The sequence below is a fragment of the Geobacter sp. genome (assembly GCF_030834625.1).
Lineage (GTDB): Bacteria > Desulfobacterota > Desulfuromonadia > Geobacterales > Geobacteraceae > Geobacter.
In genome coordinates, this window is sequence record NZ_JAUQXO010000079.1 from 18,426 (window position 1) to 37,934 (window position 19,509).

Consider the following 19,509-nt stretch of genomic DNA (forward strand, 5'->3'; position numbering starts at 1 on the left):
ATCGTGAATGGCCCTTACACTCTCGAATGCGCGGTCTGGGAATTCACCCTGGCCTGCAACCTGAACTGCATCCACTGCGGGTCGAGCGCGGGGAGCAGAAGGGCCGACGAGTTGACGAGCGCCGAAGCGGTGGAACTGTGCCTCGACCTGAAGCGGGCCGGCTGCCTCGGCGTCGCCCTCATGGGGGGGGAGCCGCTCCTGCGGAAAGATTTCTGGCAGATTGCGGAACTCATCAGGAGCCTCGGCATGGAGCTCTCCGTCATAACCAACGGGACAATCCATGATCCCGAGACGTTTCGGCGACTGAAGAAGCTGGACCCCCGGGCCGTTGCCGTGAGCCTCGACGCCGCAGCCCCCGCCATCCACGACCATATCCGGGGACGGAGCGGCGCCTTCCGGGAGACGTGGGATTTCATCGGGGCCGCCGGGGAGGCGGGGCTGCCGGTCAGCGTCATCACCACCGTCCACACGATGAACCTGGCGGAGCTGCCCGCCATGCGGGAGCAGCTGCTGGGGAAGAACATCGCCTGGCAGATCCAGGTGGCCGGGGCCGAGGGGAGGCGATTCCCCCGGGAGCTGCTGCTGGACGAGGAAGAATTCTATTCCGTGGGGCTCTTCATCGCCTCCACCCGGAAGAAGTACCCGATCCGCACGTTGCCGGTCATCGGCGCCCATGACATGGGCTATCACTCCCTGATGCTGGACAACATCTCTTTGACCGGCCAATGGACCGGGTGCCAGGCAGGGGTGTCGGTCATCGGCATCCAGAGCAACGGCAGCATCAAGGGGTGCCTCTCCATGGACGACAGCACTATCGCCGGTAATGTCCGGGAGACATCGGTCGGCGACCTCTGGCGAAGCGCCGGGGCGTTTCCCTACTCGCGGAGATTTTCCCCGGGCGACGCGGGAGAGAATTGCCGCGAGTGCCCGCACCTGGCAACCTGCAAGGGGGGATGCAACGAGATGTCCCTCATGAAGACCGGGGAGTTCCACAACGATCCCTACTGCTTCCACCGGATCGAGCAGCGGATATTCGAGAAAGAGCTGCGGAACCCCTGGTACCGGCTCCTGCTGAAGGCGCGCAAGAGGCTTGCGGTCCTCGGCGCCCAGGGTAATGAAAAGAGGCTGAGAAACTCGTTTCTCGGCCACCGGTAAACCCATGAAACTGAACATCGGCTGCGGCTATACCTATCTGAAGGGGCACCTGAATGTCGATGCCAGCGGAGATTCCCTCGCCGACGCCATCATGGAGGCCCATGACTTGTGCCTGGACTCAGCCTCCGTCGACGGGATTACGGCCTCCCAGCTCATGGAGCACCTCGGTTTTTTCAAGGGGAAGTACTTCCTCGCCGAGTGTTTCCGGGTGCTGCGGCCGGGGGGGACGATCCGCCTTGAGACGCCTCATCTGGAGCGCTCCTTTGAGATTTTCCTCTCCGGCGACCGTGCTGCCCGGGAGGACGCCGTGACCTGGCTCTACGGCGCCGAAACCACCAACATGCAGCACCGGTTCTGCTTCCCCCTGGAGCTGCTCCTGGAGCTTGCCGCCGAGACCGGATTCGACCTTGTGCAGCAGGAATCCTTTTCCTACCAGGAGAACCGGCCATCTCTGCGGCTGATCCTGCGGAAACCGGCCGATCGGGAGAAGCACCAGTTCATGGCGGAACTGAGAAAGCGGCTCGTGATGCAGGAGATTCCCGCCTTCGATGACGAACTAGCCATGGCCGGGCAGGAAGAGCTGTTGCGGAGACTTGCCGGTGCCTTCGGGTCATCCCCGGCCGAGATCCTGGGGCTTGCCGTTTACAGCGCGGAAATCGTCCGTGAGTTTTTGGGGCTGCAAGGTGGGGCCGATGCCGGAAAATGCCGTGCCGTTGCCGCCTGTCTGGCGGAGATCCGGTTCCAGGATCTCCTGCTGGCCATGCTGAAGGCCCGGCCGGAGGGGGCGGGCAGGCAGAGGGACGCTTTCCGCGAAACCCTGCGGGAGGGACGCGCCCTCATCGACGCGCTGCTCCGAGGCGATGGCGTTGAACTGACAGGTGCCGATGGCCAGACCGTGAGGGTGTTCTCCGAGCCGGTCCTGAAGGCTCTTGCCGACAAGCGGTACGCCCGGGGGCTCAAGGAGTTCATGCGGGGGGAGTACGAACCGGCCCTCGACAGCTTCGGGGAGTCGGTCCTCATCTTTCGGGACAACCCCTTTACCTGGTGGAACCTCGCCCGCATCCACGGTCTGCACCGCAATGCCGATGCCTCGCGGTACCATTACGAAACGGCCCTGGCGGCCCTCGACGCCTCCGCTCGCGAGGTGAAACACGCGCACCGGGAAACGCTGACGGCGGAGATGGCCGGCGTCTCTCCGCGGGACCCTGTCGATGTCATGGGAAAGGAAGGATCAGCATGAAACTACGTGTGGATGGCGCGGTTCTGCTCGCAGCGCTTCTCGTTTCAACCCCGGCCCTTGGCCTGACCATCATGCCGCCGCCGGACATGGACCACACGCCGCTCCATGGGGCGGCCGAAACGTGCGATGTGAAGACGGTGCGCACGTTGGCCTCCGACCCGTTCTATCGCGACCGGAAAGACGGGGATCACAGCACTCCCCTGATGCTGGCCGCCGAAAGCGGCTGCCTGGAGGCGGTCCGGCTGCTGGTGGAGAACGGGGCGAACATCGACGCGGGGAAAGAGGAGCATGAACGGACTCCTCTCCTTCATGCCGCCGAGCAGGGGCACGCGGAGGTGGTCGCCTATCTCCTCGACAAGGGTGCCGATGTGAAGGCGCGGACGAACAAGGGGGATACCCCCCTCATCCTCGCCATGCGCGAAGCCTTCTTCCCCAAAGGGCCGGAAGGGAAGCCGGGTGAGACCCTGGAAGCCCTCCTGAAGCATGGCGCCGAGGTGAACGTCGCCGGTGAATTCGGCCGGACCCCCCTCATGTGGGCCGTGCGGCATGTGGATGCCCGGCTCGTCTGGCCGCTGCTCCGGAAGGGTGCTGATCCATCCGCCAGGGATAAGGACGGGGATACTGCCATTACCATGGCGCAGGAACTGAAGCTCGACTACCTGACCCAACTCCTGAAGGACCCCCAGCGGCCCGACCTGGCCATCCTGGGGCCGCGCACCCCCCTCTCCGATGCCGTCAAGGGGGGGAAAGCGGCTGATGTTGCGGCGGTCCTCGACAAGGGGGCCGACGTGGACGGGCGTTTCGGCAACGGGAGCACGGCGCTCATGCAGGCCGCGAGCATGGGGCGGGCCGATCTGGTGGACCTGCTCCTGAAACGGGGAGCGCGGATTAACGCCAAGAACGGCTCCGATTTCACCCCCCTCATGTTTGCCGCAAGCACCGGCCATGGTGAAGCCGTCAAGGCCCTGCTGGACAAGGGGGCCGACGTGGGCGCCTTGAGCCTGGGGCGGTCGGCCCTGGTCTTTGCGGTCATGAACAAGCACCTGGAGATTGCCCGGCTCCTGCTGGACAAGGGGGCCAACCCCGACATCACCATCGACGACACGCCGCTGGTGACCATGGCCATCAAGGATGGGCAGCCGGAGATCGCCGGCCTGCTGATCGCCAAGGGAGCGGCGGTGAACGCCGTCGACGAAGAGGGGAAGACCCCCCTGATGCACGCCTGCGAGCAGGGAGATATGGCAACGGTCAAGGCCCTCCTTGCCAAGGGTGCCGACGTCAACATCCCGGCGAAGGATGACGAGGCGGCGCTGACCATCGCCATTGCCGGGAAGCACGATGGAATCATCGGCCTGCTGCTGGAGAAGGGGGCCACGGTGCGTACCGCAGACCTCCAGGCGGCCATCCGTGCCCGGAATGTCTCCCTCGCCTCCCGGCTGATCGACAAGGGGGGCGATGTGACGCACGGGCTCCTCACGGCCCTTCCCACGGCCGACCTGGATATGGTGAAGCTCCTGGTGAAAAAAGGGGCCGGAATCAACGCGCGGGATTACTACCAGAAGACCCCCCTCATTCTGGAGGCGGAAAACTGGTCCGACGCCAACCCCGAGGTGGTGCGCCATCTCCTGGAACACGGCGCCGACATCAACGCCCAGGACGACAAGGGAAGGAGCGCCCTGCTGGCGGTGGCGGAACGGGGAAATACGGCCATGGCCAGCGTTCTGCTGGAAAAGGGGGCCGACGTCACCCTCAAGAACAGGGACGGGAAAACGGCCTGGCGCCTTGCGGCACAGCGGGGCGACCGGACGATGATGGAGCTTCTGGAGAAATCGGGCGCTGGGCGGGACTATGCCGGCATGTCCTGGGACGGGTACGACGCCGCCATGAAGGAGCCCTTCATCAAGGTGGTGGATGACCGCGGTGAATGGGAGGGCCTCTGGAAGCGGGCCTTCAACAAGCCTGCGCCCGTGGTGGATTTCAAGAACTTCGCCGTGGCCTGCGTCTTTCTGGGGGACAGGGCGGACTGGCTCTACCACATCGCCTTCGACGAGCCTACCGTGAAGGATGGGGTGATGCACATCACCTATCGGCTGTATATGAACATGATCGCCATGGAAGCGGAGCGGCGTGTCGGCCGGCCCTCCTTCGGCGGCCAGTACCGCATGGAGGTCTACGCGAAGCAGAAGGGTGTCCCCATGCGGATCGACAAGGGAAAGGGGGAAGGCGATGATGACCCGTTGCTGCTTCCGCCCCTTCCCGGGTCGTGATACCGACAGGCATTTGAGGCTCTTGCAATAGTCTTTTCCCCCTCCCTTGACGGGAGGGGGCAGGGGGTGGGTGAAACAACAACCTGCCGAGAACAGGTCAACTTCCCCCCCACCCTAACCCTCCCCCGCCAGGGGGGAGGGGACTATTGGTGACTTCTCCAAGAGCTTCATTTGAAAACACAAAACACTAAGAGGTGCAGGACATGACTATTATCGCCACGATGCTCCGTGCAACCGCAGGACTGCTGACGCTTTTGCTGCTGGCGGCGGGTCCGGCCGCTGCCGCCGATGATAACGCTGACCTTCTGGAGCAGTTCCTCGGCCGAAAGTACGAGCCCGTCATAAAACCTCTTGAGATTCCGGAAGGGACCCCCCCCTCGGAAGCGCTCTTCCTCTACCTCAACCGGGGATACGGCGATGTCGGCGTCATCGGGGATTTCCTTGCCAGGGGGGCCGATGCGAACTACGCGGACAAGGAGTACCGCATCACCCCCCTCCACAACGCAGCCCATTACGGCCATGCCGAGGCCGTGCGGGTGCTGATCACCGCCGGGGCCGGGGTGAATGCCGTCAACGGCGAGGGGAACACCCCCCTGTACGCCGCCGTTCACGAGGGGCACGACGAGGTTGCTCTGGTGCTTCTCGACGCCGGGGCCGATGTGACCATCGCCAACATCTACCGGTATACCCCCCTGCGTGAGGCGTGCCGGAGGGGCAATGCCGGGATGGTCCGCCTGCTGCTGGCAAAGGGGGCCGATCTGAATTTCACGGACAACAAGGGATACACGCCGCTCCATGCCACCGTTTCCGCGGCGGCGCGGGAGGCCGCGACCCTCCTCCTCGACGCCGGCGCGGACCTCAATGTCGCCGGCCGGTACGGCGACACGCCGCTCCATTACGCCGTCGGCCTTGGCGAGGAAGAATTCGTCAGACTGTTCCTTGCCCGGGGGGCCGACACGTCCATCAGAAACGACAGGGGGCTGACCCCCCGGCAGCTGGCGGAGGAGCGCGGCTTCGAATCGATTGTGGAACTGCTGAGGGATTGGGGGAAAAACACGATATGAAGGCATCGCCAGTGGTGACGAAAAGACGCAATCCGCGGGCCCTGCTGCCGTCCCTGGTTCTCCTGGCGGCGCTTGCGGCGGGGATCGGACCAACCCAGGCGGGGCCGCTTCCTGCTCCTTCGGGGGCACCGTCCAGTCAGCCGGGCGTGCCTGCCGACCTGATCCCGGAGGTTCCCGACCCCTACGGGTTTGTGACCGTGGAGGTGGGGGACTACTTCTCCTGCGACATACCGCCGGACTGGTCGCGGATCGATAATTACGGATCCGGTTACGGCCTGAGCAACGAGGAGAAAAAGACCCATGGCTTTTACCTGAATGCCCCGTCGCCGAGCGAAGTTCCCGTCACCATAGCCATCTTCTACTATGCGGAAGGGAACCTGATGTACACATCCCTGGACCATTACCTGAGGGTGTTCTCGCAGTCGGCCCCGGAAGGGGACGGCGCTGGGAACGACTACGGCACGATCACCCCCATGACGGTTGCCGGCCGGGAAGGAATGGTTTTCGAGAGAATCAGTGTGCGTTCGGTTGCAGGCGGCACCGGCGTTTCCGGTAAACCCGGGGTTTACATCAAGCCCGGTTTGAATGCCAGGCGGGTACCGGTTCGGGAGCGGTTTGTGGTGCTTCCCGCGAAGCCGGGGTTCTATGCCCTGCGCTACACCGCAACGGAGGAAAAATTCCAGGAGTTTCTCCCTGTCTTTGAGCAGGTGACGCAGCGGTTCTTCCCGGGCGGCAGATACATCGATCAACCGAGAGCCACGGAGAGGGGGACCTCCCATGACTAAGGACACGAGGTTTACTAAAGCACTCCGGGGGTCGGGGCTTCTGCTCCTGGCGGCATGCCAGTTGTGCGCCGCTGCCGCTTTCGTCCCGGAAGCATCTGCGGGGGCCTTCGACCAGCTGCGCTCCATGACCGGTGGAGGGTCGGTGTACATTCCTCCCCCGAGCAATCCCGAATGCGTCAGCGGGTGCGGGGATTCGGGCTCGTACAATGACGGCGGCAACGACGGTTATGAACGCGGCCCGAGCCTCGTCGACCGGATCAGCCAGTGGCAGGAGCAGCGGGAGCAGGAGAGGCAGCAGAAACTGCAGCAGGAGGAACGGCAGAACAAGCAGGAAGCCTTCACCCTCAATGAACAGGGGAACCGCGCCTTCGAGAAGAGCGACTGGGCGACGGCCGTGGATCTGTACCGGAACGCCGTGAGCAAATCCCCCAACGACAAGGTTATCCAGGAAAACCTGCGGCGCGCCGAGCGGGAGAAACAGCGTCTGGAAGAGCTCCGCAAGGAGCAGTCGGAGTACCGCAAACGGATGGGGCAGCTCGTTGCCGTCATGCCCGCCGCAAAGCCCCTGAGCAAGACGGTCCAGGCTCCCCGGGCCGTGGTACCTTACCCCGGCTTCACGCCGCAGCAGTGGCAGGAGTATCTCGCTGCCCAGGATACAGTTGCCGTACTCTATGCCCGGCTCAACAAGGACGGGACCCTCACCGACGCCGACGCGGCAACCTTCTATTCGGCCCTGCGCAGGCGCAACGAGCTGTGGGCTACGGCTACCGAGCAGCCCCGCAGCGACGAGGAGCGGGACAAACTCCGGCTCTCGCTTCCCCGCGTGGTGAACAAGGCCCTCCTGAACTCCGTCATGCAGATGGTCCAGAAAGACGGCACGTCTGACACCCCTGCCGCACAGGCGATCAAATCCCCCGACCGGCGGCTCTCCTCCGCCGCAAACCCGAAGTCCCCTCCCAGTGATCCAGTCACCACCGCGTTCGTGGCGGATTTTTTTGCGGACAAGATTACCGGGATCGTTGAATCGGAGACCGGCGAGGCCATCGAAAAGGCCCGCGGCGAGACCTACAAGACCCGCTTCGAACGGCTTTTGAGCCTGGGGCGGATCGCGGTCAAGGCTCAGGAGGGCGGGGTTTCCGCGGCCGGCGCCGAGACGGCGGACCTCATCATTTCGAAGATGCCCGAACCGATGGCTGACCGGGCAGAATTTGCCGTGGAGGGGGGGCGGATGTATTCCAAGGTCGCCTATCAGGCCCTCAACCGATTCATGGTGGACGCTGCAGCGGCGACTGGCGCCAGTTTTGATGCCGAGGCTTTCTGGAAGCGCTTCAACGAGGATTTGTCCGCATCACGGAAAGGGGTGAAGGCATGGGTCCAGTTCGGCGAATAATGAAACGGACTATCGTACTCCCGGCAATCGCCGCACAGGTTCTGGTCCTTGTTCTGAGCACTACGGGGCTGGCCGTTGCCAAAAAGGCGCCAAAACCGTCGGCCGCTGTCAAGCCGTCGCCGGCGGCAGCTCCCGCAAAGACTCCTCCCGCGGCACCGGTCGAACGGGAACCCGCGCCCCCGCTCTTCGGAGAGGCCACGTTTCTGCTCCCCCGGGGGGCAAAGATTGCGCCCCGCTGGGTGCTTCCCCCCACCGAAAAGGGGAGAACCGACGCCATCTTCAGCGTGAACGCCGCGGGTTCGCCCGTCCTGGCGTTCAGCGGTGACTTGAATTTTCACCTGCTCCATCCCGACAAAAACTACCTGGTGGCGGTGAACGCCACTCTTTCGGGGCTGACCCACCTCGCCAACGGCGTGCTCCTGCTGGCGTCCGGCAATGATCTGTTCCTCCTTGCCGAACCGAAGGAGAAGACCCTCGACAAGAAGGGGGTTCCCTACGCCGCGCTGCAGCCCCTGACAAAAATCCCCCTGCGCACGATCGAGGTGCTGGCCAGCGTCGGCACCACCGTCTACTGCGCCGGTGTCGATGCCCGGAGCGGCCGCCACGCCCTCTATCTGCTCCGTTCCCTCAAGGGGGGAGGCATCCTCGACATGGAACTGGCCTACGAATCGGGCGAAGCCATAACCGCCGTCACCGGCGACGGCGAGGCCCTTTACGTGGCCAAGGGGCGCACGGTGGTCCGGTATGCCGTCAAGGACGGCACGGAGACGCCCCTCTACACCCATCCCTTATCCAACGTCACGGGGCTGGCCATGACACCGGCCGGCCTCCTCGTCAGCACCGGCAGGGAGATCGTCCTTGCCGGCCCGAACGGCGCCCTGGAGATCATGTCCTCATCGGCGCACCGGATCGCCTTGGCCGGCGAAACTCTCTATGTCTTCTTCAACAGTTCCCTGGGGGTGCTGGCCATCGACAACCTGGCGGATCTCGGGCGCTTCAACCTGGCAGTCAGGCCGGTGGCTCCCGGCGAGGCGGCTGCCCCTCTTGCCATAAGCAGCGTCAGCTTCTTCGAGAGCGACTCCCTCGACAATACCAAGGGATTCGCGGAAAGTTTCGACCGCAAGGCAGTGCGGCGGATCGTCGCCCGGATCGAATTCGACCAGGCATCACTGGCCGGAAGCCGCGGGGATCATGTGGTCACGGTCTCCTGGCACGAGCCGAACGGCGGCATGCTGAAAAGCGCTAACCATCAGGTGACCAAGCAGTCCGGCGGCCAGCTCTTCGCCACCCTCGGGGGAAAAGCCCAACGTGGCTATTCTCCTCCCCACTGGACCCGCGATGGAGAGGCATTTTTCCGGTATACCGATGAACTGGCGAACAACTATCCCGGCCGCTATCGAATGCTGGTGCAGGTGGATGGCATTGCCGCCGGGGAATGGTCCTTTACCCTTACCGGTCAGGCCACCGCCGAGCAAGCCATTTCCCGTGACGACCTGGCCGCCCTCAAAACCATGCTCGACCAGGGTCTGAACGCCCGAAGCAAATCCGGCGATGGCGAGCCGCTCATCACCACGGCGGTGAGATTCGGAACCGCTCGGGCGGTGCAGCTCCTTCTGGAGCGGGGTGCCGATCCCAATGCCACCGACCAGGAAGGGTATCCACCGCTGGCGCGGACGGAATACGCCGGCGATTGGCGGGCCAAGGCCGAGCTCCTGGTGCGTCACGGCGCCAACGTCAATGCACTGCGGTATCCAGGCGGTCCGCCGCTGGTGGAGAGCTTTTCAGTCGACTTTACCGCGTTCATGCTGAAAAACGGGGCCAATTACCAGTATGAAACCAAACTCGGCAAGCGCAGCGTATTCAGCGAAATGTACGGTTCCACCTGCAACGAGGAGATTGTCTCGCTCCTGATCCAGCGGGGGGCGGACCTGAACGAAATCGCCGGTGCGTTCCACTTCTCCCCCTTGGGGAGAGCCATCTACAGCGGCAACGAACGCTGTGTGCAGCTGCTGCTGGAAAAAGGGGCGTCAACCGCCGTCGTTCAGATGGAGCCGAATCGACGGCCCCGTTCTGCTCTCTTTGTGGCTTTGAACACCCTCTACGACCGCTCGGAGCCGAAGGACAAAATCGCCCTGCGGCGCATCGTGCGCCTGCTGCTGCAGAAAGGGGCCACCTTCAAGCCGGGCAAAAAACTGTCCACATCCGCATTCTTCGATATCCCGAAGGACGATTACATCAGGCAGATGGATGAAACCGCCTCGATCGTCGCGGGAGAGGGACAACTCATGTTCCTCGGGGAAGGGCCGACCTTCTTCGAGGCGGTGGATATGATTAGAACCCTGGAACAGGACGACGCAGCCCTGGATGCCGCCACCGGGTCAAAGGACCCGGCGATCCGGGAGCTGGCGCTCGTCACCCATCTTGCCCGGGTGCGGGAGCTGACGGCCAGGGCCAGGAATCAATACGATATGGGTTTTGAGGTCCACAAGCATTGCGAAAAGGCATTCCAGCTCTCTGAGGCCGACTACCGCCCTGCCCAGGTGGATGTCGTGCCCGAGATGCAGCAGCCTCCGCCGGGGGGGCAGGGAAAGCCCCAGCTCGGAATGAAGCTGCTGAAGCGGGCCGCAGGGGGTGCCTACGTCCAGGGGGTGGTGCCGGGTGGCGCCGCCGAGCGTGCCGGGCTGAAGACCGGCGACATCATCCTGGCCCTGGATACCCAGAAGATGAAGGATGCCGCCGAGGTTGCCGCCACGGCAGCCCGCCTCGCACCCGGGATGCCGGTGCGGGTGACGTTCCTGTGCGACGAGCCGATGCGGCTGCCCGACCTTCAGCTGACCTGCGGCCTGGTGGAGACGGAATACAGGGATCACTGGGGGTATGCGGAGATGAATCTCACCCGCTGGCTCGCCGCGCATCCCGACGATGCCGCTTCCGCAGAGGTGCGCGCCCGACTCGGAAAGCTGGCTGGGGGGAGTAAATAGGGTTGCTTGCGATAGAAGTGAACCGCGCTGCTGCATGGCTGGAGGTGGATCATGGGAGAGATAGTACGTCAGGCCAAAACGGAACTCAGACAGTTACCCCAGATGCTCGGCAAGCTGCTGGGAGGACTGGGGGCGGTCATTGGGTTCACGGCGGCGGTGGTAATCATCACGCGCAGGCCCGGGGCCCTGGTGGGGGATATCATGCTGTCGCTCCTGGTGGGTTTCGGCGGAGTTGTCATTTTCCTCCTGTCGGCGAGGGCTCTTACCAGGCATTTGGCCGCCCACGAAACAGAGACGCCGCCCCCCGCGGACAGTGCCCGTTCGAGCCTGCTGTCGTGGGGGTTGCTGCTGCTCATTGCGGGGATATTTCTGGCCGGCGTCTGGGTCATGACCAGGTGACGCGAGGGGGATTGAGATGTTCAAGAAGTCCATGCAGGTGGTACTGATCGGGATTGCCTTTCTCTTCCTGATCAGCGCTGCTAACGGTTATCGGACAAAGCAGAAGCTTGTCCGATATTGTCGTGAGACAACTGGCGGAACACTTCTCGCCAGTGCCCGTGAAAAGGCGGTGCAGAACGGGTTTCGCGTCATCGAAAGTTCCTCTGACCCTACGCGGCAGCACATGCTGGTCACGGCCAGCGGGGTCATGGGACGTGTGGTCTGTGAAGTCGAGCACGATGGGGAGCGGGTCATCAAGACCTTCATCCGATCGCGCGATTAGCACCCAAGAAAGTGTGGAGGAGGGGAATCATGACGTGTTCACGATTACTGCTGCGGTTTGTACCCGCCGTCCTGCTGATAGCCGTGGCAGGACCGGGAACGGCCCGGGCCGGCTTTGAGGTGGACTGCGAAGGCTCGGCCGAAGCCTATGCGGCCCAGGGCATCCCCTGTTATTGCCGGGGTGGGCAGATCGTGTGCGACCAGCCTTCCGGCGGCGGCTCATCCTCCTACGGGGGAGCAAAAAAGGGGCTCTCATTCAAGAACCAGATGAAGCTGCAGGTCATGCAGTCCATAACCGATATGGCCGCCAACGCGTTCATCAACTGGATCAATTCCCCCCCTCCGTCGGCGCCTTCCGGCCCGACCCCCGAGCAGATCGCCGCCCAGAAGGCGGAGCACGAGCGGGCCGCGGCCGAATGGCGCGCCAAGGTGGAGCAACAGCTCAGAGACATGGAGAGCCAGTACGAGCAGCAGAAACGGCAGGAGTTCGACAATAAAAAGAAGAAACTCCTGGCCGGCATACGAGGGCCGGGTGCCGTGACGCTGGCTGACCGGTCGGAGGCCATGCGGCAGCTGCGGTGCAGCGCCTACTGGGCGGGTGAGTCAGCCAAGGCCCTGGCCGCCGGCGACGAACAAAGAGCCATGGAGTACCGGGCCTTCGCCGAGAAACCCTCTGGAGAGTCCATGGCCGGATGCGACAGGAATTTCCCGGAGCCACCCATGCCGGGGGGAGCCGCTGAACTTCGCATGGACCTCTACCAGACCATGATCGAGGAGGTGCACCTGCGCCTCCCCCTGATCGAGCAGGCAAAAACAAAGCAGCGGGATGCCGCCGGGCAGGTCGCCGAAAAACAGAAAACGGTCGAGGAGCTGAAAAACCGGCAGACCGCCGTGCTTCCCCCCGAGGAAAAGCAGGAAACCGACGATCTGCTGGCGGCAGCCATGAAGGAGCTGGAGACGGCCACCACCCTCAAGAACGAGGCCGATGCCGGGGTCAAGAAGCTGCAGCTGGAGATCGACGCCCTGAACGAAGTGGGGAAAATGGCCGTGGCGCCGGGCGCCGGGCAGGCCCCGAAAGGAGCAAAGCAATGAACAAAACCGTGCGACACCTCATCATCATGCTGGCTGTAACTCTGATGGCCGCTTTGCCGGCCCTGGCTCAGGAGGACATTCCCGAGGCGGCCCAGGAACGCTTCAAGGCCGGCTTCGCCATCATCGAGACGGCGAACAAGCCCGCCGACTTTCTTGCCGCCGCCAACGAGTTCGAGGCGGCCGCCGCCCTTGCCCCCCGGTGGCCCGACATCCATTACAACCTGGCGCGCCTTGCCGCCGAGACGGACAAGCCCGCCAAGGCCATCAAGGAGTATCGCGCCTACCTGGCGCTGGCCCCCGAGGCGGCGGACCGGGCCGCGGTGGAAGGGGATATCGCGCGGATGAAGGAGATGATCGCCCGAAAACGGAAGCTCGGCCTACCCGGCGTTGTCTTTGCCGCCATGCCGGACGGCATCTGGGTCATGGAGCTCGCTCCCGGGTCAAGGGTGGGGAAAACCCTCTTGAGGAAAGGGTACAAGATCGTCGCCGTCGAGGATGAATCGGTTGTGGGGGCAAAGCTGGACGGTTTTTTCCGGGCTATTGAGACCCAGTCCGTCAAGGTAGCCGCGGCCAAGAGCGAAGATAAGAAACAGCCCGGGCAGATACCGGCCGGATTCAGGTCGGAAATGGGTTTCGCACGGTCCCAGAAGTTCATGCGGGCGACCCAGCCGGACGCCGCTGGCAATACGGTGGAGGAAACGGGGCCGGCCATCGCGTTTACCGTCATCGCTCCCGGTTCCAGCGACGCCGGCAAGCTGTTCTTCAAGCAGAGCATGTTCCGCTCCAGCGTGATCGAGATCGAAGAGGACGAGTTCGAGGATGAAGTCATCAAGGAACGCCTGCCGGTGGTGGTGACCTTCTGGAGCAGCGACTGCGGCCCCTGCCAGGATCTTGTTCCCGCCGTGGAAGCGGAAAGCGCAAAGCATGGGGGCACGGTCAAGTTCGTCAACGTCAACGTGAATGAGAACCGGAAACTCACCAAGAGTCTGGAAGTGAAGGGAGTCCCCACCATGATGGTGTACAAGGGTGGTGCCCTGGTTTCGAGCACCGTCGGCAGGGTGGATAACGCCAGGCTCGCGGAACTGGTGCAGGGTGCCGCCGCACAGTGAACGCCGGGGAAAACGCAATGGGAAGATTTATCATCATTTCGGCACTGTTGCTCGTAGCGCTCGGCGGTGTTTCCGTTTCCCACGCCCAAACGACCGGCGCGGACCGAAACGAACTGCTCGGCGAGATCTTCAAGCTCCAGGCGCTGAAGGAAACAATCGCCGGGGATATCAGGAAATACGATGACGAGCTGAAGAAAAGCGCCGCCTCTATCAGTAGCTCGGAAACCATCCTGGGGCTTGCCCGGCAGAAGGGGAATGCCCAGGCGGAAGCGGTTGCCCGTCAGGCCTTGGCCAGGGCCAGGGATGCCCAGGCCGGGAGCCTGAAAAACAAGGGTAATGCCGAACTCATGATGAAACGACTGGAGCGGACCCTCTTCCTGGCGAAAAGCGGCGACAAGAACATCGAGGCGATACGGGAGCAGGTTGAGTTTGAAACCCAGTACGCCGCGTGGGAGAAAAAGCAGCAGCAGCTGATCCGGGACCGGCTCAGAGAGCCCAACAAAACCGCCGGGTCCATCCAGCGCGCGCTCATGGCTAACGTGCCGCCCCTGCCGGGCAAAACCTTCAGCCAGCTCCAGTCCGGCGACGTGCTCCTCATCGAGCCCGAGGACGGCCGCCTGAAAAATCTCAACCCCATAACCCTGGGGGACAACGCTGCTACCTCAGGAGGGAACAAGTCGTTCGCCTCCCACACCGTCATCTACCTGAAGGAGGTCAACGGCACGAAACTCTTCCTGGACAACCAGCCGGGGGAGGGGCCGCGCATTCTCACGGAGAAGGATTTTCAGAACACGTACGGCCAGCGCGGCATGGACGTGGCCACCCTGGGGAAGCTGGCCGAACCGCTGCGGCCGGAAGAAGGGGAAGCCCTCTATAAAGCGGCAATGGCGATGCACAAGCAGAACTACCAGCAGGCATCGGACAGCTGGTGGGGGGATACCAACTACGGCGTGGTGGGCAAGGATGAGGTGGTCTGTTCGGAATCCAACTGGGCGCTGTTGCGGAATGCCGGGAAGTTCCTGCCGAAATCCTTCGACCGGATCAAGGTCGAGAACGGGATCGATTTCAGCCCGGCCGACTTCTACAACTCCCCCTACTTCGTCGTTACCCCACTGGCAATGCCACGTTGATGCACCGAAAAATAACCTGCGTTGAAAGGATTACCACCATGAACAGAGCCCCGCGACATTTCATCCTCATCTGGGCCCTCTGCCTCCTGACCGCATTGCCGGCTTTCGCCCAGGAGGAAGTCCCCCCATCGGCCAGGGAGCGCTTCACGGCTGGCCTGGCCCTGATCGAGAAGGCGGACACATCCGCCGATTTCCTGGCCGCCATGGCCGAGTTCGAGGCGGCCGCCGCCCTGGCCCCCACGTGGCCCGATATCCATTACAACCTGGCGCAGCTTGCCGCCGAATCGGACAAGCCGGCCAAGGCCATCAGGGAGTATCGCGCCTACCTTGCACTGCAGCCGCAAGCGGCCGACCGGGCCGCGGTGGAAGGAGAGATGGCGCGCATGAAGGAGCTGATCGCCCTGAAGCGGAAGGTGGGCCTGCCGGGGGTCACCTTTGCCGCCATGTCCGACGGCTTCTGGGTGCTCCAGGTCCTCCCGGGCTCCGCCATCGAAAAAACCGGGCTGAAGAAGGGGTACAAAATAGTTGGTGTCGGCGGTAAGCCGATCCCCGGCACCAAGCTGGAGGACCTTTTCAAGGCCATTGAAGCCAACAACATTACTGACGAACTGTCCAAGGCCTCCTCGGAACGGATGTACAGCCGGATGAGTCGCGACACCAACACGAAGGGGCCGGTAGTCGTTCTCAATGTGAAGCAGACCAGGGAGCAGGAGAAGCCTTATCTCATCTTCTGCAAGAAAGAGATGTTCCGCTCGAAAATTATCGAGATCGAGGAGGATGAGTTCGAGGAGGAAGTGCTCACGTCGAACCTTCCCGTGGCGGTCACGTTTTGGGGCGATTCGTGCGCGTCGTGCAGTGAGTTCATCCCCGTGATCGAGACGGAAAGCGGCGCCTACGCCGGCAAGGTTAAATTCGTGAACATCAACGTGGATGGGAACCGGAAGCTTGCCGACCAACTGGCGGTCAAGGAGGTTCCGGCCATGATGCTGTACAAGGGGGGAAGCGCCGTGGCGACCGCAAGCGGCAAGTTGTCCAAGGATAAAGTGAAGGAGATTCTCGAGGGCGCCGCCAGGTAAGAAGAAAGAACTATGTTTCCAGATAAGAGGTGAAACATGGGGCGGAATGTGGCGCAGGAGAGGGGAACAGAGGATGGATTTTGATGGGCTGGTGCCGTATCTGCTGGTGGCTGCTCTGGTATTCCTGATTCCGAAGCTGGTCGGGAGGATCGGGAAGGGCAAGCACGAACCCACCTTTGTTCCTCACTACACCTACGTCGCGGCCGGCATCGTCCTGGCGGGCATCGTGCTCTATTTTGCTGTCAAAATCATCGCGGCCGTTGTCGGCGGATAACCCCGGAAGGTTCAGCTGATTCTCCTCCCCGAAGCAAGGAAACCTTGCGGTTGAACCATCGATCATTATAATGAGCGCAGTTTTCGGTCCGCACCAGCCAGTAGGTGGTGGCTGGAAGAGTTGAATATGCAGGTTTTGTTCGAATGGCGTGGTGATATGTAGAAATGTTCCATTCGGGGGGATGAGCGGTTCACGCGCGTGCGCGTGAACCGCTCAAGAATGAGTTATACAAAAAGGAGAAATATATGCCCCAGTTTCAGAACCGAGGGGAAGAAATCCGGAAACTTGCCAAATTTCTTGTACTGGAATTTATGATTGCTACTGGAGATTGCCAGCCGGGAAAGGAAGGCATGAAGTTGGCGCAAATATTCAAGAGGTGCGGCTTTGACTGGGGTGATTATCCTAAAGCCACATCATCCAACCAACAATACTGGGTTTCAGCAATAGTGAGGGAACTGGAAGCAGAGGGTAAGGTAGAGCGGGTTTCAGACTCTGGCCCATGGCGATTGGTGTAAGTACCAATTCGATGCGGACGACATACTTCGCTTCGAGTACTTGAAACGCATTAAGGCCGGAGAATCAAAAAGCTACTTAATTTTAGGAGGTTGTATGTCTTCCAGATTTCTATCGAGTCTCAGCGCCGATGAAGATTTAAAGCTTAGAAAGAATCTACACCAGATTCAGAATGGCAAGTGCTTCATTTGTCAGGATGAAATTGACATTGATATTCAGCCTACTAATATTGACCATATCACTCCTTTAGCAGTAAGGGGAAAAGATTCCGAAGATAACTTTGCACTAACTCACGAGAGTTGCAATAAATCAAAACAAGATTCCAACCTATATATTGCAAGAGTTCTTCATCGATTAAAAAAGATCCAAGATAATATCCAGAATGATGAAAGTAGATCAGCCTCGTTAAAAGATATTCTTGCATACCATGGCGGTGGCAAACACGAATTTTCTTATAAAGTTGATGATTCGCGGATTAAATACTCATTCGATAAATGTGGAGACAGTACATTGCAGTACAATAACGTGTTTACTGACTTGTTTTCTAAAGAACAAACATGTTTTATTGAAGTTCCAATAGAATATATCCATCATGATTCGCTAATAAACCCGAGAGGTATTAATAGCAGTATTTCTCTGCTTGTTAAAGAATTCCAAAAAGGTAATCCGCAATTACATCTAACTCTGGCAAGAATCAATAACGGCAAGATTATGGTGTTTGACGGCCAACACAAAGCTGTTGCGCAAATTCTACTTGGCAACAAACGACTTCTATTACGTCTATTCCTTGAACCTAACGTAGACAGACTGACAGAAACAAATACAAACGCTGGTAGTACGCTTCGCCAAATTGCTTTCGATAAGTCAATCATGCGCCAATTGAACAATACTTTATATTATGAGCGTATAAGAAAATATCAAATTGATCATAATCTATCTGAGGATAACTTTGATTTTTCTGAAGAACAGCTTGTGGACTATTTTAAGGGTGAAGCTAATATAAAGAAATACATTATTGACAGTTTAAAACACACAATAACTTATGCAAAAGAAAATATTTTAAAAGATTTTGTTGATTTTGAAGGAAAAGCAAAAGAACTGCCAATATCATATTCCGCATTTGAAAAGACATTCCTGTCGTTGTTCATAGACACAAAACTAATATTGAGAACAAATTTTGGTTATAAATCCGATGAGGGGCTGAACCCACGTGAGCTAGAGATAACTCAACTTGTTAAACTTCTAAATATATTTGCAGATGAGGTCTACTGTGGAAAGTTCAAGCCAGAAGTAGGCGTGTATAGAATCGAACAAAAGATAATTGACAGGAAAGACACTGACATTACTGATGATCATCTTGTAGCTTATAGAATCAGTAAGGAAGAAATCATATATAGCTGGCTCTTGTATTTGCGAAAAGTAATAGAAAACTATTTTGCAAATACTGGAAGACTTTATGAACAGAACAGAATGTTCCAAGAAGTCTTTCCCGAACAATTATGGAAAAATATCCGTAATTTTATTAAAAATTTAAAGATGTTACCTCTTTGGAGGGATCGAAGTATGTCAAGTACGATCTTCTCTGGGAAAAATCCTTATGAATACTGGAGAACTGTCTTTGAAACAGGAAGAACGCCAGATGGCGTACAAGTTCTAATAAAGCCTTTGAACTACGTAGAAATGATCAAATCAGATGATCAATAGAACTGTATAACCAGGCTAGTAGAGCGGATGCGGCAAGAAAGCGCCGCCCCGCTCACAGCCGAACCGTTGAAAACAACTAAGGAAATGTTATGACGAAGAGAAGTCTGGTTAAGGCATTTGAAGTCCTTAGCGGGGCACTTGTTTTGGCTCTTTTTACCGCAGTTCTGTACTTGTACGGTAATGCGTACCATGAAGGATACCTTGAAGCTTTCGGTGTTAATCCAGTGTTGTTCCCATATCAACTCGATAGAGTTCTTTTTGCAGGTTACAACGCCCTCTTGAGACTTTGGGTGAAGGGGTTACTACCATTTTTAGGGCTATGCGGGGCTATAGTTGTTGTCGCTGCTATATGTCATCAATTTTCTAAAACGAAAACTTGGCAAAAAATAAGGAACAAAATTATTACAGACGTAGAAGTAAAACTAAATGTCTTTGATAAGGGCTTCAACCTTGCGAGCCTTTTGTTCCTATTATATTTTTCAGCGCTGCTGTTTGTAGTGCCGTCAGGGATGTCAAAGGAAATTGCTTTTAAGGAAGGAGTTAGCATAAAAAATAAAGTGGACCGTGAGATTGAAAATAAAAGGATTATCGAACCTCAAATTTACGTTATGTCATATGATGAAAGTGGAACTAAAACAGCTACAGGTCACCTTGTAGAAGCCTCTGAAAATCTTTTTGCTTTTTATGCCCCCAGAAAAACCATCATAGTGCCAAGAGAAAAATTAGTTTCTATAAAAAGCGCAACCGATATTTTATTTCTTGATAATAAGTAATGATATGAATGTTTCAACTAAGCGCAGCACCGGGCGACATAAGCCGCCGGTGTGCTCACAACCGTTATGCAGAAATGCACGAATTCAGGGGCCACCCGAAGTTTGACACTTTGCAGGACACAACTGTCGCACAATCAGCAAGTTAGCTGATTTGGCCTCCGGTTTTTTACACTACAACGTCCTTAAGCTGGCTTGGAATCGGCTTGACTCCCAGCTTTTGCAGTAGCTCCTTCTGT

General features: G+C 59.2%; 17 protein-coding genes. All 17 read left to right on the plus strand.

What is annotated here, in order from left to right; translation table 11 throughout:
• The first annotated feature begins 3 nt into the window (after positions 1–3).
• Positions 4–1,155 carry a radical SAM/SPASM domain-containing protein gene (locus RCH91_RS19370; RefSeq protein WP_306536752.1) on the plus strand — a complete coding sequence of 384 codons (1,152 nt, stop codon included), beginning with the start codon at positions 4–6 and terminating at the stop codon, positions 1,153–1,155.
• 4 nt (positions 1,156–1,159) lie between these two features.
• Positions 1,160–2,395, plus strand: a complete 1,236-nt coding sequence (locus RCH91_RS19375) for a methyltransferase domain-containing protein (RefSeq protein ID WP_306536754.1) — start codon at positions 1,160–1,162, stop codon at positions 2,393–2,395.
• Positions 2,392–4,662: an ankyrin repeat domain-containing protein gene (locus RCH91_RS19380; protein WP_306536757.1), complete on the plus strand. Its 2,271-nt coding sequence runs from the start codon at positions 2,392–2,394 to the stop codon at positions 4,660–4,662. The genes RCH91_RS19375 and RCH91_RS19380 overlap by 4 nt, the downstream gene beginning before the upstream one ends.
• A 203-nt stretch (positions 4,663–4,865) precedes the next feature.
• On the plus strand, positions 4,866–5,726 hold the full coding sequence (locus RCH91_RS19385; RefSeq protein WP_306536759.1) for an ankyrin repeat domain-containing protein: 861 nt from the start codon (positions 4,866–4,868) through the stop codon (positions 5,724–5,726).
• Positions 5,723–6,511, plus strand: a complete 789-nt coding sequence (locus tag RCH91_RS19390) for a hypothetical protein (protein ID WP_306536761.1) — start codon at positions 5,723–5,725, stop codon at positions 6,509–6,511. Before RCH91_RS19385 ends, RCH91_RS19390 begins: the two co-directional genes overlap by 4 nt.
• Positions 6,504–7,901, plus strand: coding sequence for a hypothetical protein (locus RCH91_RS19395; RefSeq protein ID WP_306536763.1), 1,398 nt, complete (start codon positions 6,504–6,506; stop codon positions 7,899–7,901). The genes RCH91_RS19390 and RCH91_RS19395 overlap by 8 nt, the downstream gene beginning before the upstream one ends.
• On the plus strand, positions 7,901–10,882 hold the full coding sequence (locus tag RCH91_RS19400) for an ankyrin repeat domain-containing protein (protein ID WP_306536765.1): 2,982 nt from the start codon (positions 7,901–7,903) through the stop codon (positions 10,880–10,882). Before RCH91_RS19395 ends, RCH91_RS19400 begins: the two co-directional genes overlap by 1 nt.
• 51 nt (positions 10,883–10,933) lie before the next feature.
• Positions 10,934–11,281, plus strand: coding sequence for a hypothetical protein (locus RCH91_RS19405; RefSeq protein WP_306536766.1), 348 nt, complete (start codon positions 10,934–10,936; stop codon positions 11,279–11,281).
• Positions 11,282–11,297: 16 nt separating this feature from the next.
• On the plus strand, positions 11,298–11,603 hold the full coding sequence (locus tag RCH91_RS19410) for a hypothetical protein (protein ID WP_306536767.1): 306 nt from the start codon (positions 11,298–11,300) through the stop codon (positions 11,601–11,603).
• Positions 11,604–11,632: 29 nt separating this feature from the next.
• The gene (locus RCH91_RS19415) at positions 11,633–12,694 is read left to right on the plus strand and encodes a hypothetical protein (RefSeq protein ID WP_306536769.1); all 1,062 of its coding nucleotides are present in this window, start codon (positions 11,633–11,635) and stop codon (positions 12,692–12,694) included.
• Complete coding sequence (locus RCH91_RS19420; protein ID WP_306536770.1) at positions 12,691–13,803, plus strand: thioredoxin domain-containing protein; 1,113 nt, start codon at positions 12,691–12,693, stop codon at positions 13,801–13,803. The genes RCH91_RS19415 and RCH91_RS19420 overlap by 4 nt, the downstream gene beginning before the upstream one ends.
• Before the next feature lie 17 nt (positions 13,804–13,820).
• Complete coding sequence (locus RCH91_RS19425; protein ID WP_306536771.1) at positions 13,821–14,933, plus strand: hypothetical protein; 1,113 nt, start codon at positions 13,821–13,823, stop codon at positions 14,931–14,933.
• 38 nt (positions 14,934–14,971) lie between these two features.
• Positions 14,972–16,009 carry a thioredoxin domain-containing protein gene (locus RCH91_RS19430; protein ID WP_306536773.1) on the plus strand — a complete coding sequence of 346 codons (1,038 nt, stop codon included), beginning with the start codon at positions 14,972–14,974 and terminating at the stop codon, positions 16,007–16,009.
• 73 nt (positions 16,010–16,082) lie between these two features.
• A complete protein-coding gene (locus RCH91_RS19435) occupies positions 16,083–16,283 on the plus strand; it encodes a hypothetical protein (RefSeq protein WP_306536775.1) in 201 nt (66 codons plus the stop codon).
• Between the two features lie 245 nt (positions 16,284–16,528).
• Positions 16,529–16,798 carry a hypothetical protein gene (locus RCH91_RS19440; protein WP_306536778.1) on the plus strand — a complete coding sequence of 90 codons (270 nt, stop codon included), beginning with the start codon at positions 16,529–16,531 and terminating at the stop codon, positions 16,796–16,798.
• A 94-nt stretch (positions 16,799–16,892) separates the two neighbouring features.
• Positions 16,893–18,500 (plus strand): HNH endonuclease, encoded by a 1,608-nt coding sequence (locus RCH91_RS19445; RefSeq protein WP_306536780.1) that lies wholly within the window; start codon positions 16,893–16,895, stop codon positions 18,498–18,500.
• Between the two features lie 89 nt (positions 18,501–18,589).
• A complete protein-coding gene (locus RCH91_RS19450; RefSeq protein WP_306536782.1) occupies positions 18,590–19,273 on the plus strand; it encodes a hypothetical protein in 684 nt (227 codons plus the stop codon).
• The last annotated feature ends 236 nt before the right edge of the window (positions 19,274–19,509 follow it).

Coding starts and splice junctions, on each gene's coding strand:
- RCH91_RS19375 (WP_306536754.1), top strand. CDS start 1,160: ATGAAACTGAACATCGGCTGCGGCTATACCTATCTGAAGGGGCACCTG.
- RCH91_RS19380 (WP_306536757.1), top strand. CDS start 2,392: ATGAAACTACGTGTGGATGGCGCGGTTCTGCTCGCAGCGCTTCTCGTT.
- RCH91_RS19385 (WP_306536759.1), top strand. CDS start 4,866: ATGACTATTATCGCCACGATGCTCCGTGCAACCGCAGGACTGCTGACG.
- RCH91_RS19390 (WP_306536761.1), top strand. CDS start 5,723: ATGAAGGCATCGCCAGTGGTGACGAAAAGACGCAATCCGCGGGCCCTG.
- RCH91_RS19395 (WP_306536763.1), top strand. CDS start 6,504: ATGACTAAGGACACGAGGTTTACTAAAGCACTCCGGGGGTCGGGGCTT.
- RCH91_RS19400 (WP_306536765.1), top strand. CDS start 7,901: ATGAAACGGACTATCGTACTCCCGGCAATCGCCGCACAGGTTCTGGTC.
- RCH91_RS19405 (WP_306536766.1), top strand. CDS start 10,934: ATGGGAGAGATAGTACGTCAGGCCAAAACGGAACTCAGACAGTTACCC.
- RCH91_RS19410 (WP_306536767.1), top strand. CDS start 11,298: ATGTTCAAGAAGTCCATGCAGGTGGTACTGATCGGGATTGCCTTTCTC.
- RCH91_RS19415 (WP_306536769.1), top strand. CDS start 11,633: ATGACGTGTTCACGATTACTGCTGCGGTTTGTACCCGCCGTCCTGCTG.
- RCH91_RS19420 (WP_306536770.1), top strand. CDS start 12,691: ATGAACAAAACCGTGCGACACCTCATCATCATGCTGGCTGTAACTCTG.
- RCH91_RS19425 (WP_306536771.1), top strand. CDS start 13,821: ATGGGAAGATTTATCATCATTTCGGCACTGTTGCTCGTAGCGCTCGGC.
- RCH91_RS19430 (WP_306536773.1), top strand. CDS start 14,972: ATGAACAGAGCCCCGCGACATTTCATCCTCATCTGGGCCCTCTGCCTC.
- RCH91_RS19435 (WP_306536775.1), top strand. CDS start 16,083: ATGGATTTTGATGGGCTGGTGCCGTATCTGCTGGTGGCTGCTCTGGTA.
- RCH91_RS19440 (WP_306536778.1), top strand. CDS start 16,529: ATGCCCCAGTTTCAGAACCGAGGGGAAGAAATCCGGAAACTTGCCAAA.
- RCH91_RS19445 (WP_306536780.1), top strand. CDS start 16,893: ATGTCTTCCAGATTTCTATCGAGTCTCAGCGCCGATGAAGATTTAAAG.
- RCH91_RS19450 (WP_306536782.1), top strand. CDS start 18,590: ATGACGAAGAGAAGTCTGGTTAAGGCATTTGAAGTCCTTAGCGGGGCA.